This is a genomic window from Paraburkholderia sediminicola (assembly GCF_046026895.1).
GTDB classification, from domain to species: Bacteria; Pseudomonadota; Gammaproteobacteria; order Burkholderiales; family Burkholderiaceae; genus Paraburkholderia; species Paraburkholderia sediminicola_C.
On sequence record NZ_JAQQEU010000040.1, the window covers coordinates 43,494 to 65,586 of the forward strand.

Below are 22,093 nucleotides of genomic sequence, written 5' to 3' on the forward strand. Positions count from 1 at the left end.
GCGCTTTTCGTGGGCTTGCCTTTGGCGCGGCGCATGCCGCCGTGATCGAAGGCGAACCGGCCCGAACGAACTTACAACACCCGCGCCAGCAGCGACAGCAGCATCGACAGCACCAGCGTCGACATAAAAGGAAACGGGTACTCGCGGCCGAACAGGCGCAAGGTCACGTCGCCGGGCAGGCGGCCGATGCCGAGCTTCCTGAGCCACGGCCAGCAGCTCGACAGCACCGCCACCGCAACGAACGTAGTCAACAGCCAGCGAATCATCGCGAGTTCCTGACGCCCAATAAGGCAAAAATCACAACGTATGCGAGCGGTCGCCGCTGGAAAACGCTCGCAGCGTGTCGTCCAGTCCGCGCGAAAAGGCGATCACCTTGAACAGCTCGCCCATTTCCGCCTCGGACAACAATTTCTGCACCGCATTTGCCGCAGGCAGAAACCTCGCCGTGTCGGCGGGATCGATTTCCGACAACGCTTCGGTGATTCCCGCATTCAGCAAAAACCGCGCTTGCGACGTGAAGCCCAGCAAGTCGGCGCCCGTTTCGACACCGGCCTCGGCGATTCCGGTGAATTCCACGTGCGCGGTGATGTCCTGCAAGCCCGGGTAGAGGAACGGATCGCCGTGCGCGCGATGCCGGTAATGGCACATCAGCGTACCTTGCGCGCGCTGCGCATGGTAGTACTCGTGACGCGGAAAACCATAGTCGATCAGAAACGCCGCGCCGCGCGTGAGCATCGTGCAAATGGTGCGCGTGAACGCGCTGGCGGCTTCATGCGTTTCGGTCACATAGTGGTCGCCGGCGATGTCGAGGTCCGCCAGCAGCGCGAGGTCCGCCGGCGCGGACACCGGCCGGTCGTCGAACGCGAACGCAGCGTCGCGCCACACCACGCCGCGCTCGCGCCAGACTCCGCCGTTCGACGCGAACAGCCGCACCGGCATCGCATCCAGCACCTCGTTGCCGATCACCACTCCCTCGAAGTGCTTCGGCAACGCGTCCAGCCAGCGCACTTTCGCGAGCAGCGCGGGCGCCGCGGCCGCGATCGTCTCGCGTTGACGTTCGCGCAATTCGCCGGACAGATCCACGATCGAGTAGCTGTCGAATCCGGCGCCCGGCGCGTCGAGCGCGTTGAGCAAGCCGGCGGCCAGCTTGCCCGTGCCCGCGCCGAACTCCATCACGTCGCGCGTGCCGCTTGCCTGCAAGGCTTCGGCGAGCGGGCGCGCGAGCGTCGCGGCGAATAGCGGCGACAGTTCCGGCGCGGTGACGAAGTCGCTGCCGTCGTCGCCGCGCAGACCGAATTTGCGGGCGCCACCGCTGTAATAGCCGAGTCCCGGCGCGTACAGCGCGCGCTCCATGTAGCGGTTAAACGGCAGCCAGCCGCCGGCGCCGTCGAGTTCCGCGCGGATGCGCGCGACCAGCGCTTCGGACTGCGCAAGCGCGCCTGGGCCGGGAGCAGGTAAACTGTCGGGTTGGTGAGCTTTCGGATTCATCCCCGCATTGTAAATGACCGCCTCTCTGGACACCGCCGCTGCCCGCGCCCCTGAAACGCCGCGCGTCGTGCTGATTACCGGCGCCGCCCGCCGCATCGGGCGCGCGCTCGCGCTCGGCTTTGCCGCGCGCGGCTGGGATGTGGCCGTTCATTACGGCGCGTCGCGCGAAGAAGCCGACGAAGTGGTCGCGCAAATCGCCGCGCTGGGCCGCCGCGCGGTCGCGCTACAGGCGGAATTGGGCGACGAGGCGCAGGTCGAGCGGCTGTTGCCGGCTTGTACGGCGGCCTTGGGCCGGCCGGTGTGCATCGTCAACAACGCGTCGCGCTTCGAGGAAGACACGGCGCGCAATGTCGGCTACGACTTGCTGCTCAAGCTGACCGCGATGAACCTCGGCGCGCCGCTGGTGCTCGCGCGCATGCTGTTCGAGTCGACGCCGGACACCGCGCGCACCGACGAAAGCCAGCGCGGCGTCGTGATCAACGTGCTGGATCAGAAGCTGTACAACATGAATCCGGATTACCTGTCCTACACGCTCTCGAAGGCGGCGCTGCAAACTGCCACGGTCGCGCTGGCACAGGCGCTGGCGCCGAAAGTGCGCGTGGTGGGGCTCGCGCCCGGTCTGACGATGCAATCCGGCGATCAGACCGAGGATGGTTTTGCCGCCGCTCACCGTATTACGCCTCTGGGCCGTGCGTCGCGGCCCGAGGACATTGTCGCCGCCGCGGTGTATCTCGCGGATGCAGCTGGCGTCACCGGAACGACGCTGGTGGTCGACGGCGGGCAGCATCTCGTGCCGCTGCCGCGCGACGTCATGTTTTTGACGGGCGCCTGACGCGCGCGCGGCCTGCCTGCACGGGCGGCCGCCGCGCTGCGAAGCGCTCCTTTGCGTGCTCCGCACGCTTTTTTCGACTGGAACGAACATGTTTGCCGCTCTTTCGCACCCCCGGCTCGCCGATTGCCGCCGGCTCTTTCTGCGCAACTACGAAGTGCACATCAACATCGGCGTGCACGATTTCGAAAAGCGCGGCGAACAGCGCGTCGTGATCAACGTCGAACTGTTCGTGCCGCTCGCGCTGTCCACGCCGGTTCAGGACAAGCTGAACGAAGTCGTCGACTACGACTTCATGCGCTCCACCATTTCGCGGCGCGTCGAGCAAGGCCATATCCATTTGCAGGAAACGCTGTGCGACGACCTCGTCAGGACGATGCTCGAGCATCCGCAGGTGCGGGCCGCGCGCGTGTCGACCGAGAAGCCGGACGTGTATCCCGACTGCGACGCGGTGGGCGTCGAAGTCTTCCGAATCAAAGAGGATTGAGCCATGAACGCTCCGGAAATCCTGAACGACAGCGCGGCCGTCCAGACTGCAGACGCCATCGACGCCGCGCAGGCGGCGGTGCCCGCCGCAAAGGCCAAGTCGCCGCTCACGCGCCGCGAGCAGAAGGAGGCGTACGAGAACAACAAGCTGTTCAAGCGCCTCGCGCGCCAGGTTGGTGAGGCGATCGGCGACTTCAACATGATCGAGGAAGGCGACAAGGTGATGGTCTGCCTGTCGGGCGGCAAGGACAGCTACGCGATGCTCGACATCCTGATGCGGCTGCGCGAACGCGCACCGATCAACTTCGACATCGTCGCGGTGAATCTCGACCAGAAGCAGCCGGGCTTCCCCGAGCACGTGCTGCCCGAGTATCTGAAGCAGCTCGACATTCCGTTTCACATCGAGAACCAGGACACCTACAGCATCGTCAAGCGGCTGGTGCCGGAAGGCAAGACCACCTGCTCGCTATGCTCGCGGCTGCGGCGCGGCATTCTGTACCGCGTCGCGGGCGAACTCGGCGCGACCAAGATCGCGCTCGGCCATCATCGCGACGACATTCTGCAAACGCTGCTGCTGAACATGTTCTACGGCGGCAAGCTGAAGGGAATGCCGCCCAAGCTGCAATCGGACGACGGCAAGAACATCGTGATCCGCCCGCTCGCCTACGTGAAGGAAACCGATCTGGAAAAGTACGCGGAGCTGCGCGAATTCCCGATCATTCCGTGCAATCTGTGCGGTAGCCGACCGAACCTGAAACGCGCGGAAATGAAGGCGCTGATCCGCGACTGGGAGAAGCGTTTTCCGGGCCGCATCGAGAACATGTTCAACGCGTTGTCGAACATCGTGCCGTCGCATCTGATGGATCACACGCTGTTTCCGTTCGCGGGCCTACGCGTGACCGGCGAGGCCGATCCGCAAGGCGATATCGCGTTCGACGAGGAGCCGTGTTCGACCGGCAACGACGACGGCGCAACGCTCGGCGCAGCGAAGCCGATCTCGATCGTCCAGTTCGACGATTTGTGACGGAAACGCCCCGGGAAATGGGCATCTCCGCGCTATTTCACCGGCGAGAAGTGCGCGCCAGCGCGCCTTTTTCACGATATGGTGCATGATAGAATCGTCGGCCACAAACTGACGAATTTGCCGACGCCATGAACATCGTGATTTTGGCGGCAGGCACCGGCAAGCGTATGCGGTCCGCGCTTCCCAAGGTGCTCCATCCTCTGGCCGGCCGGCCACTACTTGCCCATGTCATCGACACGGCTCGCGCGCTCAAGCCTGCGCGCCTGGTCGTCGTGATCGGTCATGGCGCCGAAGCGGTGCGCGAGGCGGTCGCGGCGCCGGACATCCAATTCGCCGTGCAGGAGCAACAGCTCGGCACGGGCCACGCGGTGCAGCAGGCACTGCCGCTGCTCGATCCGTCCGCGCCCACGCTGGTGCTGTACGGCGACGTGCCGCTCACGCGCGCGAGCACGCTGCAGGCGCTGACCGGGCGCGCCGGGCAGGGCGGCTACGGCGTGCTCACCGTCACGCTCGACGACCCGGCCGGTTACGGGCGCATCGTGCGCGATCAGCACGGCAACGTGCAGCGCATCGTCGAACAGAAAGACGCGAACGCCGAGCAGTTGCTGATTGCCGAGATCAACACCGGCATCATCGTCGCGCCGACCGAGCGCCTCGCGGGCTGGCTCGCGGCATTGAAAAATGACAACGCGCAAGGCGAGTTCTATCTGACCGATGCGGTCGAGATGGCGATCGAAGCCGGGCTCGAAGTCGTCACCACGCAGCCCGACGACGAGTGGGAAACGCTCGGCGTGAACAGCAAGCAGCAGCTTGCCGAACTCGAACGGATCCATCAGCGCAACGTCGCCGACGCATTGCTGGTCGCGGGCGTGACGCTGGCCGATCCGGCGCGCGTCGACGTGCGCGGCGCGCTCGAATGCGGCCGCGACGTGTCGATCGACGTGAACTGCGTGTTCGAAGGCCGCGTGACGCTGGCCGACAACGTCACGATCGGGCCGAACTGCGTGATCCGCAACGCGAGCCTCGGCGCCGGTACGCGCGTCGATGCGTTCACGCATATCGAAGGCGCCGAGGTCGGCGCGAACGTCGTGCTCGGACCGTATGCGCGCTTGCGGCCCGGCGCGTCGTTGCAGGACGAGTCGCATGTCGGCAACTTCGTCGAGGTGAAGAACGCGGTGCTGGGCCACGGCTCGAAAGCGAACCACCTCACGTACATCGGCGACGCGGATATCGGCGCGCGCGTGAATATCGGCGCGGGTACCATCACCTGCAACTACGACGGCGCGAACAAATTCCGCACGATCATCGAGGACGACGTGTTCGTCGGTTCGGATACGCAACTGGTTGCGCCGGTCCGGGTGAAGCGCGGCGCGACCATCGCGGCGGGCACCACGGTCTGGAAGGACGTCGAAGCCGACGCACTGGTTTTGAACGACAAGACGCAAACCAGCAAGACGGGCTATGTACGCCCGACCAGGAAGAAGAGCTGATGGACACGACGCGCGCCCCCAACGCGCTCCTTGAAACCCAGCACTGAAAAGGAATGAGCCATGTGTGGCATTGTCGGCGCGGTTGCGCAACGTAATATTGTTTCCGTCCTGATCGAAGGACTGCGGCGCCTGGAGTACCGTGGCTACGATTCATGCGGTGTCGCAGTGCTCGGCGAGAACGGGCCGACCCGCGCCCGCAGCGTGGCACGCGTCGCCGATCTCGATGCTCAGGTGCACGAGGGTCATCTCGAAGGCGGCACGGGTATCGCGCATACGCGCTGGGCAACGCACGGCGCGCCGGTGACGGACAACGCCCACCCGATCTTCTCGAAAGACACGGTCGCGTTGGTACACAACGGGATCATCGAGAATTACGAGTCGCTGCGCGAAATGCTGCGCGGCAAGGGCTACGAGTTCGTCTCGCAAACCGACACCGAGGTTATCGCGCACCTGATCCACAGCATGTATCGCGGTGATCTGTTCGCCGCCGTGCGTGAAGCCATCACGCAATTGCACGGCGCGTATGCGATCGCGGTGCTGCACAAGGATCAGCCGAACACGGTGGTCGGCGCGCGGCAGGGCTCGCCGCTGGTGGTCGGGCTCGGCGACGGCGAGAACTTCCTCGCGTCGGACGCGCTCGCGCTCGCGGGCAGCACCGAGCGCTTCATCTTCCTCGAAGAAGGCGACGTGTGCGAACTGTCGCTTGGCGGCGTGCGGATCGCCGATCGCGACGGCAACGATGCGCAACGCGAGGTGCGTCAGGTGGCGGCCTATGGCGGCGCGGTCGAACTCGGCCCGTATCGGCACTTCATGCAGAAGGAAATCTTCGAGCAGCCGCGCGCGATCACCGACACGATCCCGCAAGCGGATTCATTCGACACGTCGATTTTCGGCGAGGGCGCGGGCGACGTGTTCGCGCAGATCGACAGCCTGCTGATTCTCGCGTGCGGCACGAGCTACTACTCGGGGCTCACTGCAAAGTACTGGCTCGAATCGATCGCGAAGATTCCGACCCAAGTGGAAATTGCCAGCGAGTATCGCTACCGCGAGTCGGTGCCGAATCCGAAGTCGCTGGTGGTGGTGATCTCGCAGTCGGGCGAGACGGCGGACACGCTCGCGGCGCTCAAGCATGCGCAGTCGCTCGGGCACAAACACACGCTGGCGGTGTGCAACGTCGGCACGAGCGCGATGGTGCGTCAGACGGAGCTGTCGTTCCTGACACACGCGGGCCGCGAGATCGGCGTGGCGTCGACCAAGGCGTTCACCACGCAACTGGTCGCGCTGTTCGTGCTGGCGGCCACGCTTGCCAAGCTGCGCGGGCATCTGGACGAGGAGCAGGAATCCGACTACCTGAAGCAGTTGCGCCATTTGCCCGCTGCGCTCAATAGCGTGCTAGCGCTGGAGCCGCAGATCATCGCGTGGTCGGAAGAGTTTTCGCGCAAGGAACATGCGCTGTTCCTCGGGCGTGGTTTGCATTACCCGATCGCGCTCGAAGGCGCGCTGAAGCTCAAGGAAATTTCCTATATCCACGCGGAAGCGTATCCGGCCGGCGAGCTGAAGCATGGGCCGCTGGCGCTCGTGACTGAAGCGATGCCTGTGGTGACGGTCGCGCCGAATGACGCGCTGCTGGAGAAGCTGAAGTCGAATATTCAGGAAGTGCGCGCGCGTGGCGGTCAGTTGTATGTGTTCGCGGATGCGGATACGAAGATCGTCAACGATGAAGGGCTGCACGTGATCCGGATGCCGGAGCACTATGGCTTGTTGTCGCCCATTCTGCACGTCGTGCCGCTGCAATTGCTCGCCTATCACACGGCGTGTGCGCGGGGCACGGATGTGGATAAGCCGCGAAATCTGGCGAAATCCGTGACGGTGGAGTGAAGGGGCGGCGGTTGGCTTTTGCTGGTGTCCGCCAGTAATGAAAGCGTTCCTAGTCCTTGGCTAGGAACGTTCCCAGGAAGGGGTCAAACTTCCTCGCAGCCTTGTTAGACGGGCCGGGAACGCTTCTCTGTACTCAACCTGCTTTTGTGTATCACAGAGGGGTCGCGACCCCCGGGAAAGCGCGAAAATTTGTCATCAACGTCATCACGGAACGGTTCTCGAACGTCCGTCCTCGCAATTCGGTTTATCGCAACAAAAGCCTCCACCGTCCCCGCCGGGTAGTCCTCCGGCCACCCCCTTGCCAGCAATTCCACCGCATCCCGCATCCGCAGCGCCGACTCGTCGTCGTTCGCGCCTACGCTCCTCGCCCTCATTGACGCCAAAAGCGATTGCGCGCAATCCAGCCGGTCCAACGCGCGTCGCAGTCGTTCGAGCATCTCGTCCCGCAGGCCGAGTTCTCGCGTGACGACCTCGACGTCAGTCGCAACGTCTGATAGCAGCAGCTCTAGGAGCAGTCCAGGCTGTAGTTTCGAGATAGGGGCGGGCGCGCAGCACGCGTCGGTGTAGGCAGATAGCTCATTCATTTACCCTGTAGTCGCGCGGTTTATACGACGGCACGCTCCACCCTCAGACTGGGTGAGATGGACGAGCCACCCGGTTTTGCCACTCTGCCTGCAACAATGTTTTCAGGAATCGCACATCGACGGCAGCCTTTCTCAAATGGATACTCGCCATGTCCGAATCATCTGGTGGCAGGGCGCGTCGCCGGGACGACACGAGACCGCTACGAGGCTGGAACTTCGAAGGGGAAACCGACATGGATGAGCAAAAACGCCAAAGTATGATTGCGTACCTACGCCGCAAGATGGCGAAGGTTGGCATCAGGGTGGGCGACGTCGCGGCGGCAATCGCCGAAGAAAGGGCGCGCCAAAAATCGGCACGATACCGCAGTGCTTTCGGCGACACCTGGGACGGCAAGGGCGATATGCCCCAGTGGCTGTGGCAAGCCACGAGCGCTGGGCAGTCATTGGCGCACTTTGCCGTTGAGAAGTCGTCGAAGTCGACCAGCGGTGGACGTCCGTCGATTGACTGGAGTCGGGACCCGTTCGCTGGCACACGACTGGCGACAGTTCGGCCGTCGTAAGCGCCATGTAATGGCTATCTCATGCTCTTTGTTCGGCTAAGTATCCTCGTCCTCAATCTCTCCCAAGGCCCGGTTCGCTCACCAAGCCAATGATGAATGCAGCTTAGTCAAGCTGGACGACCGTGCAGCCGGGCAGTTATGCACTTCTCGTGCGGGCAAGAAGGTCGATGAGCAATCGTGGTTCTAGCCGGTGAGCTTATGGTTCACCGCTGTCGAGCGCCGGCGGCCTGCGGCCAGTTCGCCCACCGATTCGCGATGTTATGCATTTGTTGAAGACCATCGCATCGCTCTCAGCGTTCAAACCGAACGCCCGTGGCCTCCACCACCACCCCAGCAATGGCCGCCGCCGATACCACTGCCCAAGTTTCCGTGGCCACCCCTCGCTTCCCACCCTCATTGTTTCCAAAACCGATTGCGCGCAAGCAATTCGGTCCATCGCCCTCCGACAGCGCACGAAGCTGGCGTCAGAAATCCGCAGGCCTCTTGCTACCACTTCAATGTCGGTGGCCGCGTCAGCTACGGTGCAGTCAAGCAAGTCGGCGACTTGGCTCGCCATTCACTCCGAATGATGCATATCGCATAAGGGTGAGTCCGGCACTTTTTTTGTTCGCGCAAAAACCGCTCACAGCAATTGCACGAAACTAACAATCTGTTACATTTGTACGTCCGATGAATATCGACACGTCGGCTATATCCGGCCGAAAAAACAGGCCTTTGGACGTCGAAGAAGAATGACAATTTGAGAGGCAGCAAGTGGCGACCATCACAGAGGGCGTATTTTCGGTGGCTGACCAGCGACGCGTCGAATCCGCGCTTGCGACTTACTATCTGAGGTCCGACGGTCTTTTCGGGGCGGGCGCAGTTCGTTATATCGACGCATCCGAAATGCAACTGCAGGCTGCACTCAAACTAGACAAGCATGTCGACCCTTTGCCAGTGCTCGCGCGAGCATGCGGCGGGGCCGCTGTTGACCAGTGACAATCATAGTTGTGATTTTTGCGACACCTATGTTGTGATGGTCATTGCTAACTTATTGATTTAAAGGACTTTCACGACTTTTCATGTACTCGGGAAATTATTCAACAAATATCCCGACTTCCCCTCCACTGGTGGGTCGTGAAAAGCTGGGAAAGGTGCTCTCGTTGGGACCGAGCAGGAAGCGACGACGACTCGAGAACCGGATGCTAAGCAACCAATTCTCGAGCCGTCGTCGCCGTGCGCAAGTCCCGACTTAGCGTCTAGTGCATCGGATTTATACAGACGCTAGGCTCAAAGGTGCAGGCAGTTCTGGCTTGAATCCGGTTTGCCGCCAAGAGACGAATCCGCAGCTCAACTGTCTTGAGATGGAGTGGTTGCGTTGCCTTCAAACGGGTTCCTGCCTACTCAAAGGTGTTGAAAACGGAGCAACGACTGCCGGGCGAAACGGATGGCTTCATCGACGCGAACGTGACCTATGGCAAGGCAGGGGGTTCTTCGGGCCTGACTCATCGTCGGAAGGAGACAGCCAGCGGTCGGCGCATCGCGACGATGCTCATGAGCACACACAAGCCGTTCGGGCTTTGCGCGAGCTTCCCCGCTTGCTCAGCGAAATTATCCCTTGCAATTAAAAGTTAAGGTATAAGTTTGATATGTGGCCCTTTTATACCTTATTATCTAATAATAGGGTATAAGGACTTGTTAGCGATGGCCAGCTTCCACAACGACGCACTGCAAACGCTGTATTCCTCTGTCACCGAGCGCGCGAGTACGCAATCTCACATCCCGCTGCATTCTCCAGGCTCCGCTGCGCAGAAGACCGTCGATGGGAAAACGTATACCTACTGGCGGGTGTATATGGCGTCAGGAAAGCACAAGGAAACCTCTTTAGGCCGAGCGGGAGAACCCGCTACCGCCGCTGCGCTCGATGCGAGACTACTTGAGAGCGCGGAGATGCGCGTGCTTGCCACCGACGTCCAGGTTCTGCGTAAGGCGAGCTTTGCTGCCGCCGACAATTCTTCGGCGCTAACTCTCGCAACACTCTTTAACGCCGGCATATTCAGCCACGGCGGAGTGCTCGTCGGCTCCCACGCATTTGGTGCGCTACTGAACAGCCTCGGCGTTCGTCTGCCTGCGAACTACAGGACCGACATCGGAAGCACGGGGACCATTTCGGTGACCATCCCGGAAGACCGCAGCTTTCTCGACATCCTGCGTGACAGCGGTATTCCCTTTCTCGAGGTCCCTGAACTGGACTCACAAAAGCCGTCAACCTCGTTCAAGGCTCGAGGACAACCCCTCAAGGTGGACTTGCTCGTGCCGGGCACCGAGGCGTACGAAACGAAAGCGTTGCCCCAGCTGCGCGCACGCGCGACAGGACTTCCGTACTTCAGGTATCTGGTATCAAACCCTGCGCCCGGCTTTATCCTTGGCAAGGAACACGTGGTCCCGGTGATGCTGCCGGACCCCGCGAGATTTGCCCTTCACAAGCTTATCGTCAGCACCCTTCGCGACCCATCGCGTGCACTCAAAGCAGACAAGGACCGGCGGCAGGCCGCAGTACTGATGGATGCGCTCACAGAGAAGTTTCCAGACTGGTTGACGACAGCTGCCAACGACCTGGAAAAGAGCGCTCGTCCCCGCGTTGCCACGGCGGCCGCCCACGCCCTGAATCTTGCCCCCGGCTTGTCGGAGCGCGCCCGAGATTTTCTGGCCTATTTAGGTGCCCACGCGTAGCTTCGGTTCGGGCGGGCCAGCTGACCCGCCGCGTGGGCTGGTGCCCTGGCCCCGCCTCGACGCCATAAGGGCTGGCACACCAACCTTCGAGTAGCCAAGATTCTTGCAAAAGTTGACCTGGCTGCCCGCGACTCGACAGTGACAAGCGCGGCAAGCCGGTTTGCGGTGGCGCCTCGGCCACCCGATATTTGCACTCGGGGCGTCAGAAATCCCCGCGTCTGGAGCCGCAACCTCGGCGTCGTTGGTGACGTCTGCTAGCAGAATCGATAACAGCCCAACGGCTTTGCATTCATCGTAAGTGAGCGCAAACTCACATCGGCATGGCGGCGGATGGACGGGTGGGAATTCATTGCCAGTGAAGCGATGCCGTTTAAACGCTCATGTCGCGCGACCGGTGGTTCTCCGCATACGCCCAGCCGTGTCAAACCGGTCTGACGCAGCAGTTGACCCACTGCCGTCTGGCGACCCGGTTTTGACTGCAAGGCGCCGATGACCTTAGATGTATGTCAGGCAGGTGCTGTTCGATGGACGATGGTCAACGAGATGCGAGGTGGGCTATGAACAAGAGCGGTGGTAGCAAAGGTGGACAGGCAGGAGGCGGTCAAGCCTCCGGAGGCGGCTCGAAGGCCGGTAGCGTCGGTCGAGGTCGAGCAGGTAACGGGTTTGTCGGCGGTAATTGGCCGAGCACCACTGGCGCCAAGTCTGGCGGCAACCGCGGGAACGCGGCACCGTCAGGAAGCAAAAGGTAAGTTGTAGGCGGGTCCTACCCGAGAGCGCGGGACCAAGTGGCGCTGTAAGCGAATCGCCAACTAGCTTCAGTAATTTGCGGCAGACACATACATATCTGGCGGCACAAGCCTGCGATGGTTCATCGGAATGCAAGGGGCGCTACGCTGACCGATGCCGACTACTCCATCAAGCTTGCTCCGACCGCCGCAACCGCCGGCGCCTCTGCTGGAACCGACTTTGAGCACTGGTTGCAAACGACAGCGAGATAGTCGACACCGAACATGTCGAGAATTAGGCCCTTTTTCACAGCGCCGCTTGCCAGATAGGTCAGGTGGACGCGCGCCATGTCGACAGGGCCTCCGCAGCGGGCGCAGACTTCCACCGGGCCGATTCCTGGGGGGCGGACGGGCGTCTGTTCACGTGCCATAACGATAGAAACACGTGCGTTCAGACATCCGCGCGAGCAATAACACTCCAGTCCTTCACTCCCATGTATTTCGACGTTGGGTGGTTCGGTATCGAAGCGCACGCAGCCCCACTCCCGGGCCACCTCGAAAACCGGTGTTTGGAATAACCGATTGCAGTGGAAACACTCGTAGCGACTTGAGTCGACAGTGTCCATAGCACCTCTCCTGTCCGCGAAAAGTGGCTTGCAACTCAGAAAACCGTAGCACACGGATGGACGTCTGACAAAGCGACCGCGAGTGGCTCGACGACATATCCGATGAGAGACAAGCGTTTTGCCGCGCGCCAGCGCGTAAGGTCTCCACGCGACCCGGCGAGGTCATTTTGGGGCGTAAAGCCCGTCGCGTCGCACTTCGCCCACCTCCGAATTGTGCGTGTTGAATCCTACAGCGATTTGCACATGCAACCCAGTGCATCGCCCGGCGCAAGCGCACGAAGCTGGCGTCAGAAATCTGAAGGTCGCGCGAGGCAACGATGGTGTCAGTTCGAACGTCCGCCAGCAGGACGTCGGGCAGCTCGAAGACGGCGCGCGTCTCTGCCAACCCTTTGGTCACAACGTGGTTTCATCGATTGGTGTTTTCATGGGCAGTCTAGCGTGCGGCTTTATACCAGCGACTGTTCCTGCTGACGTCGACGCGCCGCTTTGCCGCATACCTCAGAAGTCACCACCGGACGCGGACGGCGACACACTTCGGCGCGCTGGCGCACGAGAACCGATTTGCGTGCAGAGTGTCCATCTAACGGCGCCGGCCGACGGCGCCGGGTACAGAGGATTTGTCAGCAATGAAACAGCAATCGGAAGAGGCGACCGCTCTCGCAAGGGTCGCGGAGGCGGCGCGCGAAGTTCAGGCAGCGTCCGCTGCGCTCGAGCAGCACTTCGATGAGACTACGGGCTCTCCTCCTTCAACGCTCCAGCTCGCGCGGTTTGCGGCCGCGATGCAGGAGCTTAAGGAAGCTAGAGAATCGTTCGATGCCTTGCTCGGCAAGTCTTCGGGGCCGTCGGTGTAGGACGATGAACCGCCGCCCGCTTCCGGTTGCTGCTCCGAGCACTGCTGCACCTCCGCCTTGTCGGCCGCGTGTGTTGCCGGGTGCGCCCCCCCAGTGGCGACGCGCTAACTTCAGGCCGGCAACCCTTCCGCGACAGGCGGAGATGTTCTTCCTCGCCTCCCAATTGTGCTCAGACGAACCGATTGTCGCGCGGGATAAGGCGTTGCGTCGGCCTAGACGCCTTATTCGGCACTAGGGGCAGCGCTTGAGCATGTGTCTAGGTCGTTAAGAAGTTGCCTCCGCCGCGCTAGCACCGACAGGCGTCCGGCCGCTCGCTTGCCAGCAATACCGCCTCCCGCATCGCAACGGTGATTGCTCCCAAGTCTCTTTCGGCCTTGCCCTCGGTTGGTGACGGTCCCGTCTGGCTTGCCGTGCTAGCGGCACTCTCAATTGTTTCCAGCAACCCCTGCGCGCAAACAATCCGGTCTCGCACACGGCGCAGCCGGATGAAACTGGCGTCAGAAATCCTGGCGTCTCGCGCGGCTACCTCGACGTCAGTAGCGACGTCTGCCAGCAGAATCGATAACAGGTCAACGGCCTTGCGCTCAATGCCGGTGGGAGCTGACTTGTATTGACGTGTCGCGAGTTGGACGAGTGGGGAGGTCATTGCCAGTGAAGCGATGCCGTCTAAACGCTCATGGTGCACGACCGCTGGGTCTGCCCACACGGGCCCAGCCTTGCCAATCGGTCTGACGCAGGCGTCGAAGCCTTTGCTGTCAGGCAAGTCGGCGTTGTCGGCAGGGCGTCAATGGCCTTAAATCCTCAAATGTATGTGAGGCAGGCGCTGTGTCCGCTGGGGATGGTCACTTAGGCAAGGTGCGCAGTGAGCAAGAGCAGCGGCGGCAAATATGTTGCCCAATGAGAAGGCGCCGCCCCGAATGCCGGCTCAAAGCCAGGCATAGCAAGATTGGGCCGTTCGGTGCCGAATTGCTCGCCGTTGAGACCGCGCAGCCAAGGGATTTCCCGTTGACGTCGCGGTCAAAATTATCCATGCAACGGCGGCATCGAGCATATTTAGGTAGTCACATGCATCTATAATCGCCCACTTGAAATGAACGCGTGGGCGACCGGCGAGTAATGTCGGCCGACGGGCTCCGCCCGGACAGCCCTTGTCGCCCCCTAACCACCGAGAGCTCCCGTTTTTGGAACAGACAGTCAAGCCCTTGCTGCGATGGGCAGGAAGCAAACGGAAGCTTTTGCCCGTTTTGCGGCAATACGTGCCGACGCAATTTTCGCGGTATGTCGAGCCATTTTGTGGCTCGGCCTGCCTTTTCTTCGCGCTCTCGCCGGAGCGCGGCCTGCTTGGTGACATCAATCCAGAACTGATTCACTTCTATAAGCGGGTTCGCGCGAATCCGAATCGGGTGGGTGAACTTTTCCATGCGATGCCAACCACGGAGCGCTTTTACTACGATTTGCGCGCGGTATCACCTGAGAGCCTAGGTGCCAATGACCGCGCGGCCAGATTCCTGTACTTGAACCGATTCTGCTTCAATGGTGTGTACCGCACCAATCGCGCAGGGGTGTTCAATGTTCCTAGAGGAGTGAAGGTTGGCGCAGTGCCGTCCGCGGCCGAGATAGCGGCGTTCGGCCGCTCTCTTCGTCGTGCAGACGTTGAGGTTGGGGACTTTGAGAGCGTTCTGGCTCAATGTGATATGGGTGACTTCGTCTATCTCGACCCGCCGTACGCCGGGCGCGGCGTTCGAAACAGAGGCGAGTATGGCGCTAACTCGTTTTCCGAAGACGATATCGGACGTCTGCATGACGCCTTGGAAAGCGCTTCTTCCCGCGGCGCGAAGATTCTGATTTCGTACGGCGATGTTCCTGCTGTTCGTCAGGCGTTCAGCGGATGGCAGGTCAACGAACTGAGCGTCGGGCGCAATGTCTCGGGTTTTGTGCACGGCCGCCGTGAAGTTCAGGAGCTGTTGATAACCAACTACTAGAAGCGATGTCTTCATCGCCGTGAGAGGGTAGCAAGATGTGCGCGACGCTGCGAGTTGCTGTATTAAGCGATTTGCATTACACCCAGGTCGAAAAGGGTTCCTGTCTTCCGCAGGCCGCCGCAGCTGGTGGGCTCGACCTGATGGAGGAGCTCATCAAGAAATTCGAGCGCGAGCAGCAGCCGTCCGCTGACTTGCTCGTTTGTCCGGGCGACATCACCGACAGGGCGAATCCCCAAGCATTTGTGGCTGGTTGGCATCAAATCAAGCGGCTCGGCCAGGCGCTTGGTGTCAGACGCCTGGTAGCTACGACCGGGAATCACGAGGTTCAATCTCGGTCAGACGATGAACCCGTGGCTGCGGGAAACGCAGAGCATGCCATCGACCCTCTTGAGTTCTTGGTAAACGAGCCAGGCTATCCGGCGACATTTCCGGAAACACACCAGAAGTGGGTCTATTGGGGCCGCGGCTACGAAATATTGTTAGACGATGATTCGATTATCGTCCTCGTAAATAGCTGCCATTACCACGTCACCCTGCAGAACAACGAATTCGAACGCGGTCGTATCAGCGACGCCGCGCTCGAAGAACTGAAGCGTGACCTGGAACAGCTCGCGGTAGACCGCCCATTCCGACTACTTGTTCTTCATCATCCACCTCTTCCGCACGAAGAGACCGGGCTTGAACTTGGACGAACGCCGATGCACAACGGTCCCGCGCTACTAAAGCTTTTGCAGAATACGGGGCTCGACTGGATAGTGATTCATGGGCACAAACACTACCATCGGCTAGTTCGTGCGGATGGCGACGTCAACCAGCCTTTCGTTTTCGGTGCAGCTAGTTTCGGCGCGATGCTGCGCGGCGGCATGGCAAGCCGCACGAGGAATCAGTTCTACATCATCACGCTCGAGACCGACAAGGACCCTCTCGACGCCGTCCGCCTATCGGGCAGCATTCAGGCTTTTCACTGGTCCAATAGCGCGTGGGAAGAGACCCATAGCGCCTCGTTTGGGCTGCCTAGCGGATGCGGCTTTACTTGGGATTCGATTGAACCAGCAAGCCTCGCGGCCCAGATTCGCGGCATTTTGCAGTCGTCCGGCGGGCAGTTCCTCGAATGGTCCGAAGTTGTTACGAGTGTGCCAAAGCTTCGATTCATGATGCCTGGCCAGATGGCCGCGCTCAAGGACCAGATGCGTCGAGCAAAAATCAGCTTGGTTGATGACGACAGCCTCTTTCCTCGTCAGCTTTCAATCTCTGCACCATGAGCGAAACCACCAGACTTCTCAATGACGCGTTCAACGCACGCTACCTTACACCTGCACAGGTAGCTGCGGAATTTATTGCGCCGCCGGGGTTCTCGCGATTGCTCGGCCTTGACCATTGCGTGATGGTTGGCCCGAGAGGGAGCGGAAAGACCACGCTTCTGAAAATGCTTCAAATGGAAGCTCTTGAGCGTTGGCTGCCCACGCACCATGAGAGCGATTCCGAATTCGCGGGTTTCATCGGCGTGTTTGTGCCGGCGGACGTTCGCTGGTCCATGCAACTGGATTTTCATACCCGTGGTATCACAACAGAGGCGGGTCGCGCCGCGCTTCAGACAGCGGCTTTTAGTCATGCCGTATGCTTGGCTCTATTGGATACTGTTGAGCAATGTATTTCTGTGGCACGGGCTGGCACTGACGCACAACGCTACGCTGCCTTCGAGATAGACCGAAGAACAGAGTCAGAACTGGTAACTGAGTTGGCGTCGCTATGGCGGATGAAAGTTGGAGTTCCGTCACTACTGGGGTTGCGCCAAGCAATGCGCGTGAGTCAAACAGAGCTGCCCATTCTGGCCTCTAAACTCACCAGCGGTGAGTCATTGACAACAATTTTGCGTGAGTGGCCTTTTGTAGGGATGGCGTGGTTAGATGCGCTAGTTGCTGCTCTAGACACCATTAACGAGAAGCTGGGCGTGAAGCATCAACGGTGGGCGCTTCTCTTAGATGAACTCGAGATTGTCCCCGAGACGCTGCTTCGAAACATTCTGATGCCGCTGCGGTCCTCTTCACCAAACCTCATTTTCAAGCTGGCCTTGAGTCCAAGTGGGGCGGGAACAATGGTGCTATCGAGCGTTGAGCAAAATGGTCCCAGCGAGGGAAACGACTTCAAGACGATAAATCTCGGCTGGGCGCAAAAGGCGCAAACACGGCGATTCGCTCAACAGTTGATGGCGGCGGCACTGAGGCGCAAGGGCATTGCGCTAACTGCGGAAGAGCTACCATCAATCATGGGACCCTCGGCCTTCCAACAAGTCCTCGAAGCTGCAGATGAGGGAGCGCAAAGCCGAGCCGTGCTAGCTCGACAGAAGCTATTCCAAGAACTCGCCGCAAAAGACCCGTCCTTCGCAGCTGTTTTGGAAAGGAAGGAAATCGACCCGCGTTCGCTCGACTTTACTGAGAAGGATAAGCGGGCTTGGTTCGTCCGGAAGATTTACCCTCTTGTCATGTTTCGGAATCACTATCGGCGGAGCACAACTGCCAATGGCAAGACTCTCGCACGAGGTGCAGTCGGACTGCAGCTTTATTCAGGTTTTCCGACGCTGCTCGACCTGACAGAGGGAAACCCGAGATGGGTCTTGTACCTTGCCGAAGAACTTGCGGCTGAAGTTGAAAAACGACAGAAAGAGATTCGAACGGCCGGTGTTCAGTCAGCAGCCATTGAGACATTTTTCGAACGCTTTGCATCGTTGTTGCGGGTCTACCCCGTCGAGCAACCCGACTCATCCAAGCCGACGACGTTGTACGATTTTGTGGAAAGGCTGGCGACCTACCTATCGTCAAAAATTATCGATGATGACTTCTCGGCAGACCCATCACTCTCGTTCACGATTGACCAGGCCTCGTACGACAAGTATGGGCGGTTTATCGAGACGTGCGTTCAGCTCGGTGTGCTCATCCTAATGGGGGCTGGCACCACTGACGACGGCCCGGCTGAACTGGGAGCTGGAGGGCTCGTAGGCAGGCGTGTTCGTATTTGTCACAGATTGGCGCCGAAATTTCGATTGCCTGTTCATACGACGCGAGCAATCGCAATGAGTACCGCGCTTCCAGATTGTGCCGTTTCTGCGCGAGCCACGTCCAAGCTGCAGCCCAAAAAAACGTCTGTAAAGCCATCTGACGGCGGTCAGACATCACTCTTCTAGCTATGAGCCTTCAAATATTCCGGAACATTCAGGTTCCGAACGAGCTTCCTACGGAGGTTGACCTCGCTCTGGTTTCGCTGTCTGCGGAGAGCAGATGCACGAATCTCGTCGAGATGGGTTCAGTCAAGGCGCGGAGTCGTCTGGCGATTGTTGAGCATGAGTCTCCACTGTCGTCGTACGCGGAGAGCGACAAGACATTGCAAGCGCTGGACTTCTCGAAAGTCAATTCGAATTTATTCGAGGCGACCTTGAATGCTACCGCGTCGACCTTCGACAAGGGGCGACTGGATGTTGTTGTTGACATCTCGTGCATGTCGCGCGAACTGATGGCTCGAGCGTTCGCTTGGCTTTTGCACATGAGACCGAGTGCAGAACTAAATCTGCATGTTTGCTATTCATTGGCTGAATTCTCGCCCCCGCCGAAAGGCGTTTCTCCAAACGAATACATAGCCCCCGTTGCAAGTCAGTTCGCGGGTTGGCCCGCAGCCTCGCAACCGACCAGCTTAATTGTGGGATTGGGCTATGAACCGCACAAGGCAGAAGGTGCCGCGGAGTTTCTAGATGCGAGTGAGCAATGGCTCTTCATTCCAAACTCCCCGATTGCCGAGTTTCGTGCCGAAGTCGAAAAGAACAACGGAGGTCTCGTGGAGCGCGCCAAGCGGTCAAACCGTCTGGTTGAGTATCAAGTAGACGACCCAGCAGGAGCTTACGGACAACTTGAGCTGCTTGTTTCAGACCTGTCGCGTCGCTCGAATCCGGTGTTGTTACCGTTCGGCCCCAAGATTTTCTTCGCGCTGGGCTTACTGCAGAGTTATGAGCATCCACAGGCCGGGGTGTGGGCTGTCTCGAGCGAACGCTCTGTCATAGCAACCGATACGCGACCCTCGGGTTGCATCATCGGATTCCATGCAAATTTTCAGCGAAAAGCATCCTAAAGCGTGCGATTGCCGAGGACGCAGTGAACTGTAATTTCGGAAGGATATGTCTATCCGATACTTAAAGTTCGAACTGGAAATATAAACTTCAAGACCAAGAGAGCAACAGGTGTCAACTCCGAATACCTCCGCCGCGAACGAGATGTTTCTTGCACAGCGCAGTCACCTCGCTGATGCATACAACTTTGAAGCATTCGTTCTTGAGTTGCTTAAAACTCATATAAAAAAGCAAGGTAAGCCGTTTGACATCGGTAGCTATGGAGTTGCTTCTAACTTCGACGGTTTTGCTCCGGAGGGGTTTGACGATTTCGAGTCCCCTGTAATTGTCGAATGCATGCACTCGTTTTCACGACGAAAGTTTCGTTCCGACTTAATAAAGATACGCAATCAGATTAGGGATAAAACCCCTGACCTGAAGGAGACCGGGCCGATTGTGGTCCTTTTTGTCATTGACAAGCCTTTCGACCTTGACGAGATGGTTTTTTCTGAGCTTCACGGAAATGACCCGTTGCTTGATGGTATCCAAGTGCGCGTTTGGACGTGGAAGGACCTCGAGAAAATTGCCGACGGCGATTGGACTGGAAGTCGACGCATTCTCGATAATCTGTTTCCGCTGCGCGTGAAGAACATCGTCAGTAGCTCGGAGCTAGACTGGCGCCAAGAACAGATGTCAAGGCTTGCTATCTTGTCAGGCCGCTTCTCCGCCGGTCAGTGTTCGCTGTTTCTTGGAGCGGGCGTCTCAAGCAGCGCAGGTATGCCGGATTGGAAGAGCCTTTTAAACGCGCTCTTTGTTACCTATTTGGCGGGAGGTGACGCTGAAAGCCAATTCAACGAGGCAGAAATCCTTGAATTGGTGCGAAGAATGGATGCGCTTGACGCGCCGTCAGCGTTGGTATCTGCACGCTATCTCCGCAAAGCCATCGCAACAAGTTCAGAAGAAGGCGGGGTTTTCACGGCAGCAATTCGAAAGGCGCTCTATGGTTTGAGAAAGGGAGGTGACAACGCATCTCTCCTCATCAGCGTCCTCGTGGAGCTGTGCATGCCTCGCCGGTCAGGCGCTTTGGTGAGCTCCGTCGTAACATACAACTTTGACGATTTGTTGGAGCGCGAGCTACGAGCGAAGTCTGTCCTCTACAAGTGTGTATATGGTCCTACGGACCCTCCGGACATTGATGAACTGCCCGTTTACCATGTGCATGGATTTGTACCAGAGGACACTGACAACTATGCTGGCGTTAGTGACGCGACTCTTGTGTTCTCTGAAGAGGGCTACCATCAAATTTACACAGATGCCTACCATTGGTCGAATCTCGCTCAATTGAATGCGTTGCGAAATTCGACCTGCATTATGGTAGGACTCTCAATGTCTGACCCGAATCTAAGACGCCTGCTCGAAATATCGCAGAGAGGATTTTCGGACCCAAGACACTTCGCGTTTATGAGGCGTACAACATCCGAGAAGTTCGGACTTGGTAGGGCAGACGATGCCCCCGTAGTCTCAGCTGAAAAGGCAAAAGCTTTCCTAGCTCGACATTACGCGACGACCGAAGCATTGATGCGGGAACTCGGTGTCACAGTTATCTGGTTCGAGAGATTCGAGGAACTGCCTACGTTACTCAGGGCTGTCGGTTTTCCAACACGGGTCTCCATAAAGGAGGAGGCCAACGTCCCGCTGGTCTAAATACATCGCCTCCGTATGGGAGGCCTCTAGCAATTAGTTTTATACCTCGGTCGCGTGACTGGAAAATTAATGAAGTCTGTATGTGCGCGAAAGAATGCTTTGCATGACAAACTCTGGCATCGCGCCTACAGATAGGGCGCTGATAAACGGCACCCTAGACGAGGGAGGCGCGTAAATATCCTGCCCCAGGACATCGTCAATCTAGCGCGGACTCAGGCGGCCATCGCGACCGCCACGTCACGCCCAGTGACGTCACCCGTACTCGCAGCGACGACATCGGCAGAAGCAGACTCCTTGACGGCGGCAGCTTTCTTGGCGACAACCTTCTTGGCCGAGGTGCGCTTAACCGCTACCTCAGCGACCTTCTTTGCTGGCGCTGCCAGAGTCTTTTTCGCTGCCGCCTTTTTGCTCGTAACGGACGACTTCTTTGCCGGCGCTTTCTTGGCAGCAGCCGTCTTCTCAGCCGTCGGAGCGACTTGAACCGCCGCCTTCACAGTCGCTTTCTTTGCAGTTACGTTTTTCGCAGTGGCTTTCTTGGCGACAACCTTTTTCGCAAGCGCTTTCTTGGCTACCGCTATCGCTTCACGTTTCGGCTCGTTCGTCTTCGATGCCGCGGCGGGAGCGGCAGCCGTCCCATCAATCAAAAACTTCGTGCGGTCCCTTACCGTCGCGAGCCACGCCGGCGCGCGACCGCGACCAGACCACGTTGCTCCCGACTTTGGGTCGCGATACATCGCCGGTTGCGGACCACGAACATAAACTCGCGCTGCGTTCGCTTTCTTAGCGGGCGCGGGCTCCACTGCAGCCATAATTGCCTGACCGAACTCAACAGCAGCTATGAGCTGGTGAAAATTGGCGACAGTCGGACCGCGTCCGTTGAAACCAAAGTCGTTGCATTCATCGGCCGACTTCGTGAGCTCGCGATACGTGGACGAGTGCGAGCCGAAATGAGCGCGGAGCGAAAGGTAATCGCCGAAGCCAAGGCCGCGGAGGAGCGGCGCCAAGCCGAAATACGAAGGAAGGCACTCGACCGTCTCAAGCAAGTCGAAGAGTGGGCGGCC

General features: G+C 59.5%; 17 protein-coding genes. 13 read left to right on the forward strand and 4 right to left on the reverse strand.

Annotated features, from left to right (window positions below; genetic code table 11):
• Positions 1 to 71 precede the first annotated feature (71 nt).
• Together PQR02_RS25125 and PQR02_RS25130 are read right to left on the reverse strand one after the other, a co-directional pair.
• Positions 72 to 266 carry a DUF2905 domain-containing protein gene (locus PQR02_RS25125; protein ID WP_149669891.1) on the reverse strand — a complete coding sequence of 65 codons (195 nt, stop codon included), beginning with the start codon at positions 264 to 266 and terminating at the stop codon, positions 72 to 74.
• Positions 267 to 297: 31 nt separating this feature from the next.
• On the reverse strand, positions 298 to 1,488 hold the full coding sequence (locus tag PQR02_RS25130; RefSeq protein WP_408237445.1) for a class I SAM-dependent methyltransferase: 1,191 nt from the start codon (positions 1,486 to 1,488) through the stop codon (positions 298 to 300).
• A 13-nt stretch (positions 1,489 to 1,501) separates the two neighbouring features.
• Here PQR02_RS25130 and PQR02_RS25135 point away from each other — a divergent pair, with 13 nt between their 5' ends.
• The 7 genes from PQR02_RS25135 to PQR02_RS25165 all read left to right on the forward strand — a co-directional run bounded on the left by PQR02_RS25135 (position 1,502) and on the right by PQR02_RS25165 (position 11,051).
• Positions 1,502 to 2,320, forward strand: coding sequence for an SDR family oxidoreductase (locus PQR02_RS25135; protein WP_408237448.1), 819 nt, complete (start codon positions 1,502 to 1,504; stop codon positions 2,318 to 2,320).
• An 88-nt stretch (positions 2,321 to 2,408) separates the two neighbouring features.
• The gene (locus tag PQR02_RS25140; protein ID WP_149669888.1) at positions 2,409 to 2,804 is read left to right on the forward strand and encodes a dihydroneopterin aldolase; all 396 of its coding nucleotides are present in this window, start codon (positions 2,409 to 2,411) and stop codon (positions 2,802 to 2,804) included.
• 3 nt (positions 2,805 to 2,807) lie between these two features.
• On the forward strand, positions 2,808 to 3,827 hold the full coding sequence (gene ttcA / locus PQR02_RS25145; RefSeq protein WP_408237451.1) for a tRNA 2-thiocytidine(32) synthetase TtcA: 1,020 nt from the start codon (positions 2,808 to 2,810) through the stop codon (positions 3,825 to 3,827).
• Positions 3,828 to 3,955: 128 nt separating this feature from the next.
• Positions 3,956 to 5,317, forward strand: coding sequence for a bifunctional UDP-N-acetylglucosamine diphosphorylase/glucosamine-1-phosphate N-acetyltransferase GlmU (gene glmU, locus PQR02_RS25150; RefSeq protein ID WP_408237454.1), 1,362 nt, complete (start codon positions 3,956 to 3,958; stop codon positions 5,315 to 5,317).
• A 60-nt stretch (positions 5,318 to 5,377) separates the two neighbouring features.
• Entirely contained in the window at positions 5,378 to 7,195 is a 1,818-nt protein-coding gene (gene glmS / locus PQR02_RS25155; RefSeq protein ID WP_408237457.1) for a glutamine--fructose-6-phosphate transaminase (isomerizing), read from the forward strand.
• 817 nt (positions 7,196 to 8,012) lie between these two features.
• Complete coding sequence (locus tag PQR02_RS25160; RefSeq protein WP_408237460.1) at positions 8,013 to 8,339, forward strand: H-NS family nucleoid-associated regulatory protein; 327 nt, start codon at positions 8,013 to 8,015, stop codon at positions 8,337 to 8,339.
• A 1,683-nt stretch (positions 8,340 to 10,022) separates the two neighbouring features.
• Positions 10,023 to 11,051 carry a GSU2403 family nucleotidyltransferase fold protein gene (locus PQR02_RS25165; RefSeq protein ID WP_408237463.1) on the forward strand — a complete coding sequence of 343 codons (1,029 nt, stop codon included), beginning with the start codon at positions 10,023 to 10,025 and terminating at the stop codon, positions 11,049 to 11,051.
• Between the two features lie 907 nt (positions 11,052 to 11,958).
• Here the strand turns inward: PQR02_RS25165 and PQR02_RS25170 are convergent.
• Positions 11,959 to 12,402, reverse strand: coding sequence for a hypothetical protein (locus PQR02_RS25170; RefSeq protein WP_408237466.1), 444 nt, complete (start codon positions 12,400 to 12,402; stop codon positions 11,959 to 11,961).
• A 626-nt stretch (positions 12,403 to 13,028) separates the two neighbouring features.
• On the opposite strand from PQR02_RS25170, the gene PQR02_RS25175 reads away from it, so the two are divergent.
• From PQR02_RS25175 to PQR02_RS25200, 6 genes are all read left to right on the forward strand, one after another.
• Entirely contained in the window at positions 13,029 to 13,253 is a 225-nt protein-coding gene (locus PQR02_RS25175; protein ID WP_408237469.1) for a hypothetical protein, read from the forward strand.
• Between the two features lie 1,181 nt (positions 13,254 to 14,434).
• Entirely contained in the window at positions 14,435 to 15,235 is an 801-nt protein-coding gene (locus tag PQR02_RS25180) for a DNA adenine methylase (RefSeq protein WP_408237472.1), read from the forward strand.
• Positions 15,236 to 15,270: 35 nt separating this feature from the next.
• Positions 15,271 to 16,497 (forward strand): metallophosphoesterase family protein, encoded by a 1,227-nt coding sequence (locus tag PQR02_RS25185; protein WP_408237475.1) that lies wholly within the window; start codon positions 15,271 to 15,273, stop codon positions 16,495 to 16,497.
• Complete coding sequence (locus PQR02_RS25190) at positions 16,494 to 18,416, forward strand: ORC-CDC6 family AAA ATPase (protein WP_408237478.1); 1,923 nt, start codon at positions 16,494 to 16,496, stop codon at positions 18,414 to 18,416. Before PQR02_RS25185 ends, PQR02_RS25190 begins: the two co-directional genes overlap by 4 nt.
• A gap of 113 nt (positions 18,417 to 18,529) precedes the next feature.
• Positions 18,530 to 19,351 carry a hypothetical protein gene (locus tag PQR02_RS25195; protein WP_408237481.1) on the forward strand — a complete coding sequence of 274 codons (822 nt, stop codon included), beginning with the start codon at positions 18,530 to 18,532 and terminating at the stop codon, positions 19,349 to 19,351.
• A 109-nt stretch (positions 19,352 to 19,460) separates the two neighbouring features.
• Positions 19,461 to 21,032 carry an SIR2 family protein gene (locus tag PQR02_RS25200; protein ID WP_408237484.1) on the forward strand — a complete coding sequence of 524 codons (1,572 nt, stop codon included), beginning with the start codon at positions 19,461 to 19,463 and terminating at the stop codon, positions 21,030 to 21,032.
• 212 nt (positions 21,033 to 21,244) lie between these two features.
• Here PQR02_RS25200 and PQR02_RS25205 read toward each other — a convergent pair.
• Positions 21,245 to 22,093 (reverse strand): H-NS histone family protein (locus tag PQR02_RS25205; RefSeq protein ID WP_408237487.1); only part of this gene is annotated, 849 nt, incomplete at its 5' end.

What these genes read in the sequence shown, in the direction of transcription:
- PQR02_RS25135 (WP_408237448.1), top strand. Translation starts at nt 1,502, where the DNA reads ATGACCGCCTCTCTGGACACCGCCGCTGCCCGCGCCCCTGAAACGCCG.
- PQR02_RS25130 (WP_408237445.1), bottom strand. Translation starts at nt 1,488, where the DNA reads ATGAATCCGAAAGCTCACCAACCCGACAGTTTACCTGCTCCCGGCCCA.
- ttcA (WP_408237451.1), top strand. Translation starts at nt 2,808, where the DNA reads ATGAACGCTCCGGAAATCCTGAACGACAGCGCGGCCGTCCAGACTGCA.
- PQR02_RS25175 (WP_408237469.1), top strand. Translation starts at nt 13,029, where the DNA reads ATGAAACAGCAATCGGAAGAGGCGACCGCTCTCGCAAGGGTCGCGGAG.
- PQR02_RS25190 (WP_408237478.1), top strand. Translation starts at nt 16,494, where the DNA reads ATGAGCGAAACCACCAGACTTCTCAATGACGCGTTCAACGCACGCTAC.
- PQR02_RS25160 (WP_408237460.1), top strand. Translation starts at nt 8,013, where the DNA reads ATGGATGAGCAAAAACGCCAAAGTATGATTGCGTACCTACGCCGCAAG.
- PQR02_RS25165 (WP_408237463.1), top strand. Translation starts at nt 10,023, where the DNA reads ATGGCCAGCTTCCACAACGACGCACTGCAAACGCTGTATTCCTCTGTC.
- glmS (WP_408237457.1), top strand. Translation starts at nt 5,378, where the DNA reads ATGTGTGGCATTGTCGGCGCGGTTGCGCAACGTAATATTGTTTCCGTC.
- PQR02_RS25140 (WP_149669888.1), top strand. Translation starts at nt 2,409, where the DNA reads ATGTTTGCCGCTCTTTCGCACCCCCGGCTCGCCGATTGCCGCCGGCTC.
- PQR02_RS25195 (WP_408237481.1), top strand. Translation starts at nt 18,530, where the DNA reads ATGGGTTCAGTCAAGGCGCGGAGTCGTCTGGCGATTGTTGAGCATGAG.
- PQR02_RS25185 (WP_408237475.1), top strand. Translation starts at nt 15,271, where the DNA reads ATGTGCGCGACGCTGCGAGTTGCTGTATTAAGCGATTTGCATTACACC.
- PQR02_RS25125 (WP_149669891.1), bottom strand. Translation starts at nt 266, where the DNA reads ATGATTCGCTGGCTGTTGACTACGTTCGTTGCGGTGGCGGTGCTGTCG.
- glmU (WP_408237454.1), top strand. Translation starts at nt 3,956, where the DNA reads ATGAACATCGTGATTTTGGCGGCAGGCACCGGCAAGCGTATGCGGTCC.
- PQR02_RS25170 (WP_408237466.1), bottom strand. Translation starts at nt 12,402, where the DNA reads ATGGACACTGTCGACTCAAGTCGCTACGAGTGTTTCCACTGCAATCGG.